This window comes from Flavobacterium rhizophilum, assembly GCF_046000485.1.
Taxonomy (GTDB): Bacteria; Bacteroidota; Bacteroidia; order Flavobacteriales; family Flavobacteriaceae; genus Flavobacterium; species Flavobacterium rhizophilum.
The window spans coordinates 161,034-179,480 of record NZ_JBELQB010000002.1 but is presented as its reverse complement, the minus strand read 5'-3'; the positions used below and the strand labels follow the sequence as shown (position 1 = coordinate 179,480).

The 18,447-nt window shown below is 37.3% G+C and carries 17 protein-coding genes; 5 read left to right on the top strand and 12 right to left on the bottom strand.

The genetic code is table 11. The annotated features are described in order from the left end of the window. Window positions 1–36: 36 nt before the first annotated feature. On the bottom strand, window positions 37–897 hold the full coding sequence (locus ABS768_RS02955; protein ID WP_408073488.1) for an energy transducer TonB: 861 nt from the start codon (window positions 895–897) through the stop codon (window positions 37–39). A 151-nt stretch (window positions 898–1,048) separates the two neighbouring features. Here ABS768_RS02955 and bla point away from each other — a divergent pair, with 151 nt between their 5' ends. Continuing rightward, the gene (bla, locus tag ABS768_RS02950; RefSeq protein ID WP_408073487.1) at window positions 1,049–1,771 is read left to right on the top strand and encodes a BlaB/IND/MUS family subclass B1 metallo-beta-lactamase; all 723 of its coding nucleotides are present in this window, start codon (window positions 1,049–1,051) and stop codon (window positions 1,769–1,771) included. 2 nt (window positions 1,772–1,773) lie between these two features. Here bla and ABS768_RS02945 read toward each other — a convergent pair whose 3' ends face one another. The 5 genes from ABS768_RS02945 to recF all read right to left on the bottom strand — a co-directional run bounded on the left by ABS768_RS02945 (window position 1,774) and on the right by recF (window position 6,395). Continuing rightward, on the bottom strand, window positions 1,774–2,349 hold the full coding sequence (locus ABS768_RS02945) for an RNA polymerase sigma factor (RefSeq protein ID WP_408073486.1): 576 nt from the start codon (window positions 2,347–2,349) through the stop codon (window positions 1,774–1,776). Beyond that, window positions 2,340–3,446 carry a glycosyltransferase gene (locus tag ABS768_RS02940; protein ID WP_408073485.1) on the bottom strand — a complete coding sequence of 369 codons (1,107 nt, stop codon included), beginning with the start codon at window positions 3,444–3,446 and terminating at the stop codon, window positions 2,340–2,342. The genes ABS768_RS02945 and ABS768_RS02940 overlap by 10 nt, the downstream gene beginning before the upstream one ends. Before the next feature lie 133 nt (window positions 3,447–3,579). Then, the gene (murB, locus tag ABS768_RS02935) at window positions 3,580–4,593 is read right to left on the bottom strand and encodes a UDP-N-acetylmuramate dehydrogenase (protein ID WP_408073484.1); all 1,014 of its coding nucleotides are present in this window, start codon (window positions 4,591–4,593) and stop codon (window positions 3,580–3,582) included. Between the two features lie 42 nt (window positions 4,594–4,635). Next, window positions 4,636–5,304, bottom strand: coding sequence for a DUF2461 domain-containing protein (locus ABS768_RS02930; protein ID WP_408073483.1), 669 nt, complete (start codon window positions 5,302–5,304; stop codon window positions 4,636–4,638). 11 nt (window positions 5,305–5,315) lie between these two features. Continuing rightward, the gene (recF, locus tag ABS768_RS02925) at window positions 5,316–6,395 is read right to left on the bottom strand and encodes a DNA replication/repair protein RecF (RefSeq protein ID WP_408073482.1); all 1,080 of its coding nucleotides are present in this window, start codon (window positions 6,393–6,395) and stop codon (window positions 5,316–5,318) included. Window positions 6,396–6,541: 146 nt separating this feature from the next. Here recF and ABS768_RS02920 point away from each other — a divergent pair, with 146 nt between their 5' ends. The 4 genes from ABS768_RS02920 (at window position 6,542) to ABS768_RS02905 (ending at window position 9,737) form a co-directional block, all read left to right on the top strand. Next, window positions 6,542–7,321 carry a tetratricopeptide repeat protein gene (locus ABS768_RS02920; RefSeq protein WP_408073481.1) on the top strand — a complete coding sequence of 260 codons (780 nt, stop codon included), beginning with the start codon at window positions 6,542–6,544 and terminating at the stop codon, window positions 7,319–7,321. 5 nt (window positions 7,322–7,326) lie between these two features. After that, complete coding sequence (gene ribH / locus ABS768_RS02915; RefSeq protein ID WP_035130167.1) at window positions 7,327–7,821, top strand: 6,7-dimethyl-8-ribityllumazine synthase; 495 nt, start codon at window positions 7,327–7,329, stop codon at window positions 7,819–7,821. A gap of 292 nt (window positions 7,822–8,113) precedes the next feature. Then, window positions 8,114–8,611 carry an anthrone oxygenase family protein gene (locus ABS768_RS02910; RefSeq protein WP_408073480.1) on the top strand — a complete coding sequence of 166 codons (498 nt, stop codon included), beginning with the start codon at window positions 8,114–8,116 and terminating at the stop codon, window positions 8,609–8,611. A 115-nt stretch (window positions 8,612–8,726) separates the two neighbouring features. Further along, the gene (locus tag ABS768_RS02905; protein WP_408073479.1) at window positions 8,727–9,737 is read left to right on the top strand and encodes an aldo/keto reductase; all 1,011 of its coding nucleotides are present in this window, start codon (window positions 8,727–8,729) and stop codon (window positions 9,735–9,737) included. A 15-nt stretch (window positions 9,738–9,752) separates the two neighbouring features. Here ABS768_RS02905 and ABS768_RS02900 read toward each other — a convergent pair whose 3' ends face one another. The 6 genes from ABS768_RS02900 to ABS768_RS02875 form a co-directional block, all read right to left on the bottom strand. Beyond that, window positions 9,753–10,418 carry a hypothetical protein gene (locus ABS768_RS02900; RefSeq protein ID WP_408073478.1) on the bottom strand — a complete coding sequence of 222 codons (666 nt, stop codon included), beginning with the start codon at window positions 10,416–10,418 and terminating at the stop codon, window positions 9,753–9,755. Between the two features lie 118 nt (window positions 10,419–10,536). After that, complete coding sequence (locus ABS768_RS02895; protein WP_408073477.1) at window positions 10,537–11,406, bottom strand: hypothetical protein; 870 nt, start codon at window positions 11,404–11,406, stop codon at window positions 10,537–10,539. 104 nt (window positions 11,407–11,510) lie between these two features. Then, entirely contained in the window at window positions 11,511–13,502 is a 1,992-nt protein-coding gene (locus ABS768_RS02890) for a S9 family peptidase (protein ID WP_408073476.1), read from the bottom strand. Window positions 13,503–13,664: 162 nt separating this feature from the next. Further along, entirely contained in the window at window positions 13,665–14,951 is a 1,287-nt protein-coding gene (locus tag ABS768_RS02885; RefSeq protein WP_408073474.1) for a hypothetical protein, read from the bottom strand. A gap of 189 nt (window positions 14,952–15,140) precedes the next feature. Beyond that, complete coding sequence (locus ABS768_RS02880; RefSeq protein ID WP_408073473.1) at window positions 15,141–16,472, bottom strand: APC family permease; 1,332 nt, start codon at window positions 16,470–16,472, stop codon at window positions 15,141–15,143. 103 nt (window positions 16,473–16,575) lie between these two features. Continuing rightward, window positions 16,576–18,183 carry a DUF6377 domain-containing protein gene (locus ABS768_RS02875; RefSeq protein ID WP_408073472.1) on the bottom strand — a complete coding sequence of 536 codons (1,608 nt, stop codon included), beginning with the start codon at window positions 18,181–18,183 and terminating at the stop codon, window positions 16,576–16,578. Window positions 18,184–18,447 lie beyond the last annotated feature (264 nt).

Below are 18,447 nucleotides of genomic sequence, written 5' to 3'. Positions count from 1 at the left end.
TTTTATAAAGAAAAAGCCCCTAATCAGGGGCTTTTTTTAAGATCTTATGTTAAGGGTTACAGGTAAATTGTAAGCTGTTCTTACAGGCTTACCATTTTTAATGCCGGGATTCCATTTTGTTTTGATACTTTTTAGTACCCTTATAGCTTCATCACCCATTCCGTATCCCGGATCTCTTAGTACTTTTATGTTTGACATTGTTCCGTCTTTTTCTACAATAAAAGAGACAAATACTCGAAGCGTCATGTCTTTGCCAATATCCGGTGCGTTGAATCTTCTGCTAACCGTTTCGTAAAAAACAGATAGTCCTCCCGGAAAATCAGGTTTTACGTCTACTTTAATATATTCTATTATGCCGGTTCCGTTTTCGTCTCCGTTAGCGGTTCCGCCATCAGTGCGGTCTCCTGTTCCGTTTGGTGTGCCAATATTTATTTCTCCGTTAGGGTTACCCGGTGTAGTTACCTGCCCTGGGTCTGAGTTTTCAAAGTCTTCCATAGTAGGTAAAGCAGCAGTTACCTCGTTAGCACTTACTATAACAGGTGTTGTAAATTCTGTCGTAGCGCTTACTGGTGCTGCAGCTTCTGCAGGCGGTTCCGGTATAACAGGTTCCGGTTCCGGTATATCAGGAGGGGTAACATCCTTGGGTAACTCTACAAATACAAACGGGTCGTCAAGCTCTGTTTTGTTATCAGCATATTCAGGATCTGTTTTAGGTCCCATTTTGTTTGCAATCATAGGTATGGAAATTAAACCGACTACTAGAGCAACACCCAAAAATAAAGCAATAACTGTATGTTTAGGGTTTTGCTGACGAAGCTGGTAGGCTCCGTATTTTTGGTTACGGCCTTCAAAAACAAGGTCTATCCATTTTTTTTCGAAAACGCTTACTTTTGACATAATAAGATGATTTAAAGTTTGTTAATAAAGAATGATTTTTATACTAAAACGTTTTCGGTGTTTTTGATATTGTAATAAATGGTATAAAATTCTTATAATTTTTTATTGTGTAAAATGAAAGTTTTTTATAAATATCTTTGAAATAAAAATCATGAGACTGTTTCTTGCTTTTGTATTATTGTCATTTTCCGGATTCGCCCAAGTAACTACCGGATTAAAATTTACCCAACTGACAGATGATCTGTATGTCTATACTAATTATAAGTTTTTTTCGGGCACGCAATTTCCATCAAATAGTATGTATATGGTAACAGATGAAGGTGTTGTGCTTTTTGATACTCCTTGGGATGAAAACCAGTTTCAGCCTTTATTGGATAGCATTAAAAAAAGGCATAATAAGAAGGTGGTTTTGTGTATTGCTACTCATTTTCATGATGATAGTAGTGCCGGACTGGAGTATTATAGTAATAAGGGCATTAAGACCTATACTTCAAAAATGACTTATGATCTTACTAAAGCTAAAAATACAGGAAGCCCTGCCAAATATACCTTTGAGAAAGACACTGTTTTCAATATAGGGGGGAGGGCGATAGAGACCTATTATCCCGGCGAGGGACATACTAAAGATAATATTGTTTTGTATGTAAAAGATGAAAAGGTTGTTTATGGAGGCTGCCTTATTAAAAGTACTGAAGCTGCTGATTTAGGTAATATAGCCGATGCCAATTTGAATGAATGGGAGCAGACAATGAAGAACCTTATGAATAAATATCCTGATCCGGTTTATGTAATACCCGGACATTTTGCCTGGTCAAAAGGAGATAAGTCAATAAGGTATACAATCAAACTTATAAAAGAGACAGGGGAAGAATAGTTTTATTTTTTCTTTTTACCATTACGGATAATGTCTGCAAGTAGTTTTTTAGCTCTTAGCAGTTTTACCTTTACATTATTAAGTGGCTCGTTGAGTTGTTCGGCAATTTCCTGATAGCTCAGCTCCTGAAAATAGCGCAGCTGTATTACTTCCTGATAGTGTGATTTTAATAGCTTAATACATTCCAAAAGACTGGAAAGATTCTGTTCCTTAATCAGTTCGTCTTCGGCGGTAGGTGAGCTGTCTGCAATGTTATAGGCCTGTTGGTTTTGTTCGTCTGTGATTTCTATAAAGAGTGATGACTTCTTTTTCCTTAAAATGTCTATGTGTACATTTTTGGCAATGGCTATGAGCCATGTATTAAAGGCGTATTCAGGATTATAAGTAGCTATCCTGTCAAAAGCCTTGGCAAATGTTTCAATAACAATATCTTCTGTATCGGTTTCATTTTGGGTGCGTTTAAGCATAAAGCCATATACCTCATTCCAAAAAAAATCCAATAAAAAAGTAAAGGCTACCTGGTCGCCCTTTTTAGCTTTTTCTATATTGCTTTGTATAAGTTGAGAATTTATTTCCAAAGTACAGGTTTAGAGAACATATTGCTTATGTAAACATTAAGCTGTGTGAAGATAAGGAATATTTCGATAAAAGGAAACCAGTAAATCACGTCTTTCTCTTTTAGTTTACTCGCACTGTAGCCTATGGTTAACCATGCTATAAGGTAGCGGAAACCTATAACGGGTACAATAAACATCCAGTCAAAACCGGCAATTAAAAGTCCGGCAGCGAATAACGGAAATAGTAACTGTGCTATAAAGAACAGACGTATTTTTATCTTGTCTCCGGTTTTAAATTGCGAGTGTAGGTATACCTGTCTCTTTTTTTGTGCAAACCATTGCCCGAATGATTTTTTAGGAGGGCAGTAAGTAAAGCTTTCGGGAGTATAACAAACGGTAGTGTTTTTGCCGGTGGCTACCTGATTAACAAACATAGCATCCTCACCACTTCTTACATGCATATGGCTCATAAAGCCGTTAGCGTTAAAGAATTCCTCCTTTTTATAAGCCATATTGCGGCCCTCACCCGTGTATGGAGATCCCATTTTTGCCCACGACATGTATTGTGTTGCCCTAAGCATTTCGTCAAAGCGAATTATCTTATTAAGGAAAGAGCGTTTTACTTTTTCGTAAGCACCATATCCTAGTACAATTGTTTTTGTCTGGGTGAACTGAGCACTCATTTGCGATAGCCATTCTTTTGAAGACGGGTAGCAGTCTGAATCGGTAAATAATAAATAGTCTTTAGTAGCGGCTTTGATGCCTAAGGTAACAGCAAATTTTTTATTGGCCCAAAAAGCTTCGTTGTTTTCTACCTTAACCAAACGGATATTAGAATACTGCTGTTCAAATTCCTCAAGTACATCGAGCGTTTCATCGCTAGAGGCATCGTCTATAAGGACTATTTCAAAGTCGGGATAGTTTTGTTCGGCAATAAGCGGGACATATTTTTTTAAGTTTTCGGCCTCGTTCTTGGCGCAAACGATAACAGAAACCGGAACTTTTTTCGGACTGCTTTTATCTGGCTTTGAAAAAGCAAATTTTCCGAAGACGATAAGATAGTAAAATAGTTGTATTGCGGTTATACCGATAAATATATAGAAGGTAATGTTAAGCATACAGGTATTTTTTGATTGGCGTTTTAATGGTGCAAAATTAGAAAAAAGTCTTATTTATTCCTTTAGTTTGTTGTTAAGTGTTGGGTAATAATTGTTGAGTAATGACTGATTACGGGCCACTTTTTACTGAATACTATATAATATTGACTTCTGCCTCAATGCGTATGCCGAAGTTGTTATATACGGTTTCCTGTATTTTTCGTGACAGGTCTAATAATTCCTGCCCTGTGGCATTACCATAGTTAACCAGTACCAAGGCCTGCCTTGCATGTATGCCGGCATCACCGAAACGTTTTCCTTTAAAGCCCGACTGTTCTATAAGCCATCCTGCAGGAACTTTTACTTCAGTTTCAGAAATCACGTAATGTGGCATTTCCGGATGTTTACTGTAAACTAAATCAAACTCTTTTTTAGATATAATAGGGTTTTTGAAAAAGCTACCACTGTTACCCAGTTCTTTTGGATCGGGTAATTTACTTTGCCTAATGTTTATTACAGCATCGCTAACATCTTTTATTCCGGGTGCTGTAATGTTTTTTTCGGTTAGCTGTGCCATAATATCACCATAAGCGGTGTTAATTTTATGGTCTTTTTTGGTGAGCCTGTAAGTTACCGATACTATAATGTATTTGTTTTTTAAACTGTTTTTGAAGATGCTTTCGCGATAGGTAAATTCGCATTCTTCCTTTGTAAAGGTTTTTATTTCCTGCGTGGCAATGTCCATGGCTTCGCACGATATAAAAGAGTCTTTTATTTCAGTTCCGTAGGCGCCTATGTTTTGTATAGGGGTAGTGCCTACATTGCCTGGGATAAGCGACAGGTTTTCAAGTCCGCCATAATTATGCTGTATGGTGTAAAGTACAAATTCATGCCAGTTTTCGCCGGCCATAGCTTTTAAATGTACATGTTTGTCATCTTCAAAAACTACCTCTTTACCTTTAAGGTTTATATGTATGACTAATGAATGTATGTTTTGGGTAAGGAGCATATTACTGCCTCCTCCAAGGATGAATTTTTGTTTTCCGGAGTTTTCCTGAAGTACTTCTTTAAGCTCTTTTACAGAATTAACCGAAACAAATTCATCGGCAAAAGCCTCAATTCTAAAAGTGTTATGATTTTTAAGCGGGTAGTTTGAAATGATTTCCATAATTATGGGTTAGTTTACCGGTGGCAAAATTACATATTTTAACTACTCTTCGGTAGTCATGGCGCGGTTTATATATTCTATAAACGGTTGCATAACCAATAATTTTTTTGCAGTCTCTCCAATAAAGTTTTTACTGGCAAGATCTTTATCGCTAAGCTTATGTGTTACAGTGAAACTTTTTAGTTTTAAAAACTCAATTGCCGGATGGTCTTTATCATAATCTTTAGGAGCAGTTTTCAGGCTTTGTTCTCTGTCCAGTGTTCCGTAAAGCTTTTTGAATTCTTTGTTTTCCAGTATTTCTTCAAGGTCTTCGTAAAAGCCTGCAATTTCACGACGCATTTTTTTAAGTGATACAGGGTCGGGCATGTGCAGACCTCCAGCAATAAAGCTGGCTCCTTTTTCTATATGAAGGTAATAACCACCCATGTTGAATTCCTTATTTCCTGCCGACATCCATATACCCATATTGGTTTTATAGGGAGATTTGTCTTTAGAGAAACGGATATCCCTGTTTATCCTGAAAGAGCAGTTTTTAAACTCCAGGTGTTTTAATGACTCGTCGCCTGCGCTCACCTCTCTAATCAGGGCTTCGGTTACGGCTTTGTAGTCTTTTTTATATTCGGCATATCTTTTCTGATTTGCCTGAAACCAATCACGGTGATTATTTTGTTTAAGGTCTTCCAGAAACGGAAGTATGGTTGCTGGTAACATAGTTGTATAAGTTATAAGGTAAAGATACGATAACTTTGGTGAGTAGACTTCACAATTTCTTCAGTACGTTCAGGGTGGGTGTCAGATATAAAAATCTGTCCAAAAACCTTATCGTTTACCATTTGTACTATTTTAGAAACTCTGGTCTCGTCAAGTTTGTCAAAAATATCATCAAATAATAGGATAGGGAGTACGCCACTTTGTTTCTTTATAAAATCAAACTGAGCTAGCTTAAGCGCAATCAGAAAAGATTTTTGCTGTCCCTGCGATCCGAATTTTTTAATAGGATGTTCGTCTATCTCAAATGAGAGGTCGTCTTTATGTATGCCTACACTTGTATATTGGAGTACCCTGTCACGTTGCAGGTTTTCTTCCAGTAGCTTATCTAGTGTCTGTTCATGTAGCTGACTCTGATATACTAATGATATATTTTCTGCCGAACTGGTTATGGCGTGATGGTGTGCATTGAAAATAGGAATAAAATCGGCAAGGAATTTTTTTCTTTTTTCGAATACAGAATGCCCCAGTGCGGTAAGCTGCTCATTATATATACCCAGTGTCTCCTTGTCAAAGGTATGGTTAAGGGCAAAATACTTAAGTAAGGCATTTCGCTGGGCAATTACTTTTTGGTAGCTTATTAGTTCCTGCAGGTAAGTGGGGTCCAGTTGCGAAATAACACTGTCTATAAATTTACGCCTTGTTTCACTTCCTTCCATAATAAGGTCATTATCTGAAGGGGAGATGATAACTAATGGTATAAAACCAATATGTTCAGAAAACTTATCGTAGGCTTTTCCGTTTCGTTTTAAAACTTTTTTTTGTCCCTTTTTAAGGCTGCATACAATTTGTTCGTTTCTTTCATTTTTTTCAAAAGTGCCGTCTACAACAAAAAACTCTTCGCCATGCTTTATGTTTTGTACCGCAAGAGGGTTAAAATAGCTTTTTCCGTAAGATAAATGGTATATTGCATCCAGTACATTTGTTTTCCCTATGCCGTTTTTTCCCACAAAGCAGTTGATTTTTGAGTCAAACTCAAAATTGCCTTCAGATATATTCTTGTAGTTTAGGAGGGATAAATTTTTTAGGTACATTTGTAACTGTGTTCTTGATAGTGAGAACATTGTATAATTAGTATACTTTTATAAAAAGAGCATGCAAATTATTGAAAAATATCGACAAAAAGATATTTTAATTCTCAATAAAAATTTTATTTTTGCGGCTCACTAAATTAAATTAGATGGCAACATATAACAAAAGAGGGTACAAAGCTCCAAAACCTGCTGAGGTGAACGAAGTAGAACCGGAAGAAACTTTTGACGGTCAAAGTACAACTGAGGAAGTGTTTAACACACTTGACGAAAAAGCCTCAAAGACTGAAGAATGGGTAGCCAATAACCAAAAGCCAATCATTATTGCAGTTGCTGTTATTGCAGTTGCACTTGTAGGTTATTTGTTTTATGGACGTGTTGTAGTTGAGCCAAAAGAAACTGAAGCTGCTAACGATTCATTCCAGGCACAACAGTATTTTATTGAGGCTTCAAACGCTACAACCGTAGCTGAGAAGGATTCACTATACAATCTTGCCCTTAACGGTGGAGAAGCTAAAATGGGTCTTTTGTCTATTTTAGAGAACTATTCTGGTACAGATGCTGCAAACGTAGCTAACTATATGGCTGGTATGGCTTACCTTAATACAGGGAAGTATAAGGAAGCTGTAGAGCGTTTACAGGAATATAAAGGTAAAGAGCTAACAACAGGTATTCTTGCTAAAGGAGGAATTGGAGATGCTTTTGCTCAAACAGGTGAAAACGAAGAAGCTTTAAAATATTATGCTGAAGCTGCAAAAATGGGTGATGATGCTCTAGTTACACCTCGTTTTCTTTTTAAAGCGGGTCAAACAGCTTTAACTCTAGGTAAAAAAGAGGAGGCTAATAAATATTTCAATGAATTAAAGGCGAAATATGAGTCGGCTCCGGAAGCTAATAATATTGATGCTTACATAGCAGAAACAGAATAACTGTAATGGCTACAGCTAATAAGAACTTATCACAATACGATAAAAATATGGTCCCAAGCGCGAAAGATTTTCGGTTTGGGATTGTTGTTTCAGAATGGAATGAATCCATTACTGAAAATTTATACAAAGGAGCTTTTGAGGCTTTAATTGAAAACGGTGCTAAAGAAGAAAACATTGTAAAATGGGATGTGCCGGGAAGTTTTGAGCTTATTTATGGCTCAAAAAGGATGATTGATACCCAAAATGTAGATGCTGTTATCGCCATAGGCAGTGTAATACAGGGTGAAACTAAACATTTTGATTTTGTTTGTGAAGGAGTTGCACAGGGTATTAAAGATCTTAATATTTTAACCGATGTTCCTGTGGTTTTTTGTGTGCTGACAGACAATACTTTACAACAGGCTATAGATCGTAGCGGTGGTAAACATGGTAATAAAGGTACCGAGGCTGCTATCGTTGCTGTTAAAATGGCGAATTTAAGGAAAGAAACACGAGGTTAATTCAACTATTTTTTGTTACTTTGTACTGTAATTAAAAATTAAATAATTATTTAATTTTTAAAACCAAAAAATACATATCTTCGTATAAAGATAAAAAAAGCCGGATAAATTAAGGTAAGGTGTGGTTTACCGGCTTCCCTTCTGCCCTCGGGCAGAAGGGTTTTTCATTTTATAGGGGTACTATTTCTGATAATCAGTTTGTTATGTCCCTTTCTTTTTTTGCATAATATATTTTTTGTTGTATTTTTCGAAAACCGTTTAGAATCTAATATCAACTCTAAAAGATTATATTATGAATACTTTTGCCTCTGTTATTCATATTTTAACTTTATTGACTACGGCGCTTATGGCCGGGCTATTCTTTTCTTATTCATTTTCTGTTAATTCAGGACTTAGCCAACTTAATGATTCGGCCTATCTTTTAGCAATGCAGTCTATAAATAAGGCAATACTTAATCCGGTATTCTTTATCTGCTTTTTTGGTACAGTTGTTTTACTTCCTTTAAATGCCTACCTGCAGTATGACGGGAGGCTTACAATTAACTTTTCATTATACGGTCTTTCGGCAGCGTTTTACATCATAGGGTTATTTGGTATTACCATTTTAGGGAATGTGCCTTTAAACGATACGCTTGAAGCTTTTGATTTGGGGAATTCAAGTCAGGAAGCTATTAAAGCTATGCGGGAAACTTTTGAAGATCCCTGGAACAAATGGCATAGCATTCGTACTATAGCTGTAATTATTTCTTTTTTATTGTTAAGTATTGCTACTGTACTACCTAAAAGATAATTGTTTGAATTTTGTAATGATCTGATTGATTAGAGCAATATAATTCGCTGTTATTATGATGAAATTTGTGTAGCTGCATAGCAGTTACAATTCTAATCATATAAATCAAAAAACAATGAAGTACAATTTTTTAGGAAACACGGGATTGTTAGTTTCTGAAATTTGTTTTGGTACCATGACGTTTGGTGGAAGAGGGTTTTGGGAGGCCATTGGTAAAATTCAGCAGGAAGAGGTAAACGGACTTATGAAGTCTGTAGTGGATTCGGGAGTTAATTTTATAGATACGGCTAATGTGTATTCTTATGGGGAATCTGAAAGGCTTTTAGGTCAGTCTGTAAAAGATTTAGGGCTGAACAGAAATGAGCTGGTTATAGCCACTAAAGTTCGTGGTCGTATGGATGAGAAACCTAATAATATTGGTTTGTCACGTTACCATATATTTAATTCGGTTGACGAAAGCCTGCAACGTCTGCAGCTGGATCATATCGATATATTATATGTACACGGTGTGGATAACCGTACTCCGATTGAAGAAACCATGAGAGCTCTTAATGATATTGTGTTATCGGGTAAGGTAAGATATATTGCCGTATGTAATTGGCCGGCATGGATGGTAATGAAGGCACAGGGAATAGCCGATAAGAACGGATGGAATAAGTTTATAGGCCTACAATATTACTATTCGCTTTCAGGGCGTGATATTGAAAGAGAAATAGTTCCTTTGGCTTTAGATCAAAACCTTGCCATTATGCCATGGAGTCCATTGGCAGGAGGTTTTCTTTCAGGGAAATACACAAGGGAAGGTCAGGCTTCGGGATCGCGCAGGGAAGCATTTGATTTTCCTCCTGTGAACAAGGATAAGGCTTATGATATTATTGACGGACTTGTACAGGTAGGTGAGAAGCATAACGTAACACCGGCACAGGTTGCCCTTGCATGGGTACGCCAACAACAGGGAATTACCAGTACTATTATTGGAGCTAAAAATAGCAATCAGCTACAGGATAATATCAGATCAGTTGATGTGGAGCTAACCGAAAAAGATTTACAATTGCTTGACGAATTGAGTGCACTACCAAAAGAATATCCGCAATGGATGGTAGAGCGTCAAAACTCCGACAGATAATAAAAAAAGCTGAACTTATAGTTCAGCTTTTTTTATTATTCCGTCTTTTTCAAGTTGTTTCAATAGTGTTTCGGTATAGCCCTTTACAAAATTTTCTAAATCAGTGGGGTTATAGGTAGCAGATTGTGCCGACCATAAAAGCTCTTCGGTAGCCGTATCATATAAGTTGCTTTCCAGATAATAGGTTTTATCTGTAGTATAATAACCCGGGTCGTACATCATAGGGTAAACATTGGAATAGTATCCGTAAAAATTACCATAATACCCCATTCCCATACCCATAGGGTAGTAAGAAGTAGATCCCTGAACATATCGTGTTGAGGTTTCCTTGTCTTTTAACGCCACTGTAAAAATGGTTTGAGCATTGGTAGCCCTTATCACTTTGAGTAATTCTTCTCTTGATGGCATATTATCTTTAGTGAAAGTTCTGGTAAATACATTATGACTTTTAAAACTCTCTACATCTCTCTGACTTGCCTGAAAAGCCAGTTCATTTTCCAGTACGGTTTTAGCACTCATGTTTGAAGTAAGAACAGCGATGAATACGCTTTTTATGGTTTCATTTTTTACTTTCTCTTTATTTACCCACGATCCGGTGATTTGAGTATTTGATCCTGCACAGGAAAAAATAAAGGCTGTTAGCAATAAAAAGAAAAACGGATAGATTGTTTTTTTGCTCATAATATATTGTATTGTAGTTGGTTATTTTAAAGATAAGGTTTGTTTTCTTAAAATTTTCCTAATACAAAATAAAAAGCCTCCTAAAAGAGGAGGCTCTGGTAAAACTATTTTTATTGTTTTAATACGTTACAGAAGGTATAAGTCCTCTAAGTCCCATATCGGTAAGGGTTTCTCCGGCTGATGGCTCAAATTTACCGTCGGTATTTACCTCATTCCATTCAAAACTGTTATTGATGGAGAAAGAAAGATTAATAGTAATATCTTCTGTTTCATTACCGGTAATGGTAAGTCCGTTTTCAAACTGCCCTGTTAAAACACAAGACCCCTGTGGTATAGGAGATGATTCAAACAATGGATTTGGTACAGTAACAGCACCTTCAGGAGCCTGACCGTCTATTACATACCCCAGTGTTTCAAAAGCCCAGTATCCTTGTAGTTTGTTAGCATTAACCTCTACTGTTTGTCCGTTAATATCAAAAGAATAAATATAGTTGTTATAGCCTATAAAACTAGCCATGGTTCCTGTTAGCTCGTTACCTGAATTCAGGAATTTGATTGTTCCGTTTTGATAAGATACCGAAACTCTTACCCAATCATAATTACCTGTGCTTACCTCGCTCAAGGGGATACTTAGGAAAACTTCACCGTCCTGACCCAATATAGCTTTACTAAAGTCGATAGCCTGAGCACCTCCGGCTGTGGTTTCTTCACCTTTGTAAATAACTTCCCCCTCGCCTAAAAGAGTATAAAGGTTTGGAGCAAGCTCTATATAATGCGCGCTCATGTAATTTACAATAGGGGTTTGGGCTGCGTTGCCTTCACCTATTTCGGCAGGCTGCCCTAAGTTATTAAGACGGATCTGATCTTTATCAAACTTCAGCCTTACAATAAGGTTTGGTTCATTTGAGGTAGGCTGCGAATCATCTGAATTACTGCAGGAAAACAGAAATGCAATGCTGCTTAATGCTAAAAATTTTAGTTTGTTCATTATTGGATTTTAGTTTATGTTTGCGGTAAAAATACTATTTTACAATTAATAGGCAACAAAAAAACCGGGTGCTAAACCCGGCTTTCTGTATATAAAATGATTTGTTATTGTTTTAGGTGCTTTGCAAAAAAGCCCATCATGCATTTGTAAAGCTCAAGCCTGTTATCTTCATGTCCGAAGCCGTGACCTTCATTGTATTTAACCATATAAGGTACATCAAAACCACGTTTCCTTAGGTTTTCTACTACCTGGTCTGATTCATTTATGTTAACCCTTGGATCATTAGCACCCTGAACCACAAACAGAGGTTTGGTTATTTTATCAACGTTAAGAGCCGGAGATACCTGTTTCATGATTTCGATATCCGTTTCAGATGTTTCGTCATACCACTGGGCATAAACCTGTTTTAGGTATGGCTTCCAGTAAGGGGGGAATGATTTGAAAAAGGTAAATAAATTAGACACCCCTACATAGTCCACTCCACAAGTATATAAATCAGGTGTTTTTACTAAGCTTCCAAGAGTAGCCAGTCCGCCATAACTACCTCCGTAAATGGCTATTTTGGAATCGTCTATCATTCCCAGAGATTTCACATAAGCCACACCGTCTTCAAGGTCATTAAGCATTTTTCGGCCTATCTGTTTGTTTCCGGCAAGGTAGAATTCTTTGCCATATCCACCAGATCCCCTGTAGTTTACCTGTAGGGTAGCATAGCCTCTGCTGGCGAAAAGCTGTGTTTCCGGATTAAAGCCCCATGTATCTCTTGGTCCGTATGGACCACCGTGAGGGTTTACTATAAGCGGAACTTTCTTTCCGTTTTTAGCCTCGTTAGGGATAGTTAGGTAACCATAAACAGTAAGACCGTCCCTTGAGGTAAATTTCACAGGGCGCATTTCGGCCATATCTTCTTCCTTCAGGTTAGGCATCAGGTTGAATATTTCCTTGAAGGTGTCTTTTTCGGCATCATAAAAGTAATAAATACCATAAAGCTTATCGCTTCCTACATATAGTAGGTATTTGTCTTCATCGTCGGTTACATTGGTGATTGCAACTTCCTTGTCGCCAAATTGCTTTTTAAACTTTTTATATAGCTTTTTATAGGTTTCACTAACGGGTATAACTTCCGATTTTTCTCCCGTATAGTAATAAGCATCCAGTTCATATCCTCTTTTTCTGGAAGTTTCTGTACCACTTAAGTCGTAGGTATCGTTAGAGAATATTTTTTTTATTGTTTTGCCTTTTTCAAAATCATACAGTACAATTTCTTTGGTATTGTTATCCAGGTTGGTTAATACGTAGGCATCGTGTGGATTTGGAGTGGCATAATTAAATTCCAGTATGGCGAATTGTTGCTGCCAGTTGGTTTCCTTAGCTTTTTTAAAAGACTTATCGTTGCCCGGCCTGTAATACAAAACGTAGTCGGTACCATTTTGCTGTTGGGTATAGGCTTTAAGGTTACCATCCTTATCAAAATCATAACCACTTATAGGGTTGGAAAGGTCGGTGTTTTCAAACAGTTTTTCCAGTTCGCCTGTATTGATGTTGATTTTATAGGGTTCAAACACCTGCGGATTATCCTTATTCATTTCGATAATCATATAGTCCTTTTGGTCTTTTAAACCATTAAGAATATTTACTCTTACACCATCAAACGGAGTAAGATCCTTTTGGTTAGCTCCGTCAAGGTTTACGGCAAACAGATGGAAGTTTTCGTTGCCACCGTTATCCATAATATAGATAAGCCTGTTGTTGTTGGCCCATCCGTAACCTCTTACAAGGTCTTTGCCTTCTTCTATGACACGGGTCACTTTATCGGTTGTTGTGTTTTTTACATAAACATGTCTTTTCCCGTTGTCGTCTTTTTCCATGTAGGAAAAAAACTTGCCGTCCGGCGAAAACTTAAATGAGCTTTGCATCGGTTTTTTGAAATAATCTTCTACCGAATACTTGTAGCTGCCTTTTTCCTGTGCTGCGAGTTTTTCAAGTTCCTGTTTTGACGATGGGAGGGAAGTATTACCCGGAAGGTCTGTTTTTTCTTGTGCTGCCATACCTGTAAATATAGCAAAAGCAAGAAAGTTCAAAATTGACTTTTTCATTTCTTACAGTTTTAATAATTGATTTAATGATTGATGACCTTAAATATATCAATTATATCTGTAAGATTTTGATTTTGGCAATGTTATTCGATTATGTGCATAAAAAAGCACTTGTGTGAATAACACACAAGTGCTTTGAAAAACAGATAACAAAACAATCAATTAATCATAATCGCTGTATCGTACTGCAAATACGCAACGGTTGTCCTGTCCGTATTTAGAAGTTTCATATTCGGTAAGGTTCCACAGATAACCTGTGCTGCTATCATAGTATAAATCTTCTGCCCCGTGAGGCCAACGGAAACGAGTCCCTGCGCCATCGCCACTGTAGTGACGTACCAAACGCGCTGTAGAACCTTCGTAGCTACTATTTCCTGTAGTGGTTACTAAACTGGTAGAAGCCTGTCCTCTCCTGTAAACGCCCTGTACACGGTATACCGGTCCGTTATTTCCGGTTGCGTTGTCTTGTGGTTCAAGCTGCTGTACCGTTTGCCCCGTATTAATCTGTCCGCTTGAGTTAAGCGCAAATCCATATATCTTAGGGGTTTGGTTATCACTTGGCGTAAGGTACTGACCTGTCCATAGTCTTGTCTCACCATTATTGCCTGTACCTAACGAGATACATGAATAGGGGTTGGCATTGTCAATGTCATAATAACCAATTTGCGGAAGCACATAAGAATAGTTGAATGCTTTTAGTGTACCATCAGTCTCACGGCCTATACGGTTTTTGGTGCTGTCTCCCGAAACTGCGATAAGTTTCCTGATGTCAAACACACGCATACCCAGTTTGGTATCTACAACATAAATTTTGTTGTTAGAATAAGCTACACCGCCTGCGTGGATGGTAACCGGACAAAACAGGTCTAACTGATCGTAAGAATTGGTAGATCTGTACAGGTTGCTGTTACTCATGTTGTTTTTGTCCTGCACTAAAAGGATGTGTCTGTAAGTGATATTATTCATATCGGTAATATCAACAAGGGCAATACGAACACCTTTGTGCTGGTTGTAAACTCCCGAAATAGTACCCGGGCCAACACCATACCATGTTGCCAAAAGGAATTTGCGGCCACCCCAGTTAAAACCGGTTAGTCCCTGTGGGCGCCATTCTTCTGTACTTTCGTCGCCGCTGTTCCATTTGAAACCGGTAACCTGATTTGCCGACGGAATGTTAAATCCATACACGCTGTTATAACCGCTTTTTGTGCCAGAGCGGTTAAGGTTAATATCGTCTGGCTCAAGGAAGCCATACGATGATAGTGAGTTTACAAAGTTGCTTTCGTCTGTGTAACTAATCGGCAGACTGAGAAAGGCCTTTGTTGTCACTTTTGTGGTGTCCGGAGATGTTGCAGCATCTTCAGAAACGGGCTCAAAGTCGTTTGAGCATGAACAAATCGCTCCAGCCATAAGCAGGGCCGCGAACTGTTTCAAGTAAGTGGTTTTCATTTTTATGGTTTTTAATAATTATTCGGCTTATAAACAGCAGAACAATTTTCCCATCAGCTCCCGCACTTCATGAAAATGTTATTGCCTGTAAAAATTCAAATAAAAGTAAAATATCCCATAAAAAATTGATTTGTTTATTACTAAAATATTAATAATGAAACATGAAATTTTGAGATAAATAGCAGATGTTTAATTTTCTGCGTTTTTGTGTTGTATTTTTTTCTGATGCCTTTTGGAGTAGAACCATGCTCCGGCTGTAAGTAGTATGTAAAGTACTACGATGGCAGCCATTTGTTCCCATTTGTTTTTAAGCTCGTAGTATAGAATAAGGATACTGCCTAATGAGAGCCCGGCAATGGCTAACATCGTAATGACAGCAGATGATTTTGTTTTGTCCTTTATCTTATAATTGGCAATAGCCATTAATAGCGATACCAGTAGAAAGGTAACACTGCCAAATTCCAATATAAGTTCGAGTCCGCCAATAAGGATTAACACACCTGCAAAAGCTGCCATAAAAAGGGTTGCATTTTTAGGTATCTTATTTGTTCTTTTAGTAAGTATATCCGGGAAATAGCCATCATCAGCAATTGCAGCCAGTTGTCTTGAAGCTCCAAAAACGGTTCCGCTAATTGCACTACTGGTTGCCAGTAAGGCTCCTGCAATAACTATTGTACTGCCCAGTTTACCTAATACTTCACCTGCGCCCGATGCAAGAGCAAATTCCTTATTTTCAATAATATTTTCGGCAGGTATGGCAAATAATGCTCCCATGGATATCACTACATATATAACTACAGCCAGCACTATGGCACTGTATATGGCTCTAGGAATATTTTTGTCGGGATCTTTCATTTCGTTTACTGCATTGATAACGAGCTGAAATCCTTCAAAGGCAACAAAGGTGACCGACGATACTATAAGGATATTCATGATGCTGGATTTTTCGGCATCCACAGCCATGGTTTCCATAAACTTAGCAAAGCTGGTATCACCATTTTGCATAAGTACCACCGATATGACAGTAAGTAATACCAGTTTGGTGTATACCATTATATCCTCAATTTTACCCATACCGTTTACACTCCAAAGGTTAATTGCGGTAAACAGGCCTATAATTCCAAGCGCGACAGCTTTACGAATCCACATATTATCTGAAAAATCAGTGCTACTGATGGCATAAGAGGAAAAGGTATAAGCATAAAGTGCGAGTGTGCTTATGTACCCGAATATTACATACCACCCGATAACAGAAGCAAGAAAAGGTGTTTTAGGATAGGTTTTTTTATAAAAGGCATAGGTAGCGCCCTCATCTTTGTAATATACGCCTAGTTTAACATAAGAGTAAGCTGCAAGGGAAGCTATAATACCCCCCACTATAATGGCAAAAGGGGTTACGTTTCCTATTATTGCTACAGATATTCCCAATATGGTGAATATACCACCGCCTACCATTCCTCCTAAAGCAATGGCAATAAGTTCTGCCAGCCCCAGGTTTTTAGTTTTAGATTGTAGTCCCATGTAAGGCAATTTTGAGGTAAGTATAACAAAGTTACCCATTTGTAAGAAAAGAAAACATTAAAATTAGCTTAAATGCTTCTGAAAAAAATGTGAAGTGATAAAGTTATATGGTTTTTATAGCCATAATCTTCTCTTCAAATATTTCCTTGCAATGTGATTTGCTTTTAATACGTGTTTTGTAGGTGTAAACAGTTGATACCGATAGTTCAAGAAAATCGGCTATCTGTGTGCTGTCCTGTATACCCAGCCTGTAAAGGGCAAACAGTCGCATTTCGGTGTTTAACAGTTCTCCTTTCTTAATAACGGTTTTATGGTCATCCGGGAAAAGTGCATTAAAGTCCTCAATAAAAGTAGGGAATAGTTTCAGGAAAATCTCATCAAACTGATGGAACAGGTTTTCCCTTTCCTTTTTTACATTATAGCGTTTAAGACTGGTAATAACCTCATCGGTTTTCTTGGAAATTATTTTCTGTATGGTGCTTTTTTGTAGGTGGTCAATCTTATTAATGAAGTCGGAAGTAGCTTTTATAAAATAAGCGATATACTCTTCCTTAATGATGTTAGCTTCACTAAGACTGTTGTTCATTTCCTGTAGTTTGGCATATGATTCGGCCATTGCCTTTCGGGAAGCATTACGTTCTTTAAGTTGCCTGAAGATAATAACCAGGAAAATAATAATAATAACCGATAGCACAGCGAGTAGTATCACTACTATTTCGAGTATATCGTTCTTATCTTTAATTTTATTAAGCTGAGCCTTTTCTATAATAGGCAGTATGGTGGAGATTTCAATTTTACGGTGACGGGCATCATAAAATGTAGCATCGTCCATTGCCAGGTTAATATACTTATTGGCTTTTTCCAGGTCACCACTTTTAAATAATTCGTTTGCCAGGTTACGCAGTGCAACGGTTTCCTTTGTGGCATTCTTTACATCGGCAATGGCGGCAAGACACAGGTAATGGATTCCTTTTTCTTTTAAACCCTGTTCAGAATAGATATAACCGAGGCTGGAAGTGGCAATACCATAATATTCTGTAGGAAGTTTGTAATTGTTAATCCAATAGCTAAAGGCAAATTCGGCACCTTTACGATCCTGTTGTTTCATCCGTTTCAGGCTAATAGCTGCCCAGTATTCATTAGTATTGGTGTCTACAATCATTATAGCCTGTTCAATATACTTTGTGCCTTTCTGTATGTAGTTGATGTTATAACGGGGGTCTCGGGTATAATCGGCAAGGTCATAATAGGCACGTGCTTTGACCGAGAAATATTCGTAACGGGTTTTTATATCCAGTCGGTCTTCATTCTCAATACTGCAAAGAGTATCAATAGCTTCCTTAAATAATCCTGATGACAACAATACAAAGCCTTCCTTTATTTTGGCTTTGGCAAGTAGTTCTGGATCCTTTAGGAGGAAAGCCATGTCCTTTGCCTGCTCTATATAGTAATAGGCAGAATCATATTTAAACGATTTGTATTCGTCAAAAAGTGACATATAGGTGTTGTACAAAGCTTTTTTATCATCGCTTAGTTTAAACTTTTCTATATGTACTTTCAGTTCGCCTATGGCAGCATATTTCTTTTTTACATAATACTCCTTATTGGCAAGGGCTTTATCCAGTTCCTGCAATACGGGATCGGTCTCTTTAGGTGTGCTGAACAAAGAGAAACAGGTAAAAAGTAAGAGAAAGGTGATGTGTTTTTTCATTACAGCTGAAATAGCGCATAACAAGGTGCTATAACCTCATCATTACCTCACGCAGTTGTTAATCAAGGTAAAAACTAATGATTTTTTTAACAGATTATTTTTAAGATGTAAAAATACGGGAAAAGTTTTCATCTTAACAATAAAATCATTTAATATATAAACAATTGAGAAAAATATCCTTATTAAATTTTGATATTCTTATTATTTTGATTTTTTACTTCCTTTAAATTGTCTAAACATCTACTTGATTTTTTAAGTATAAAT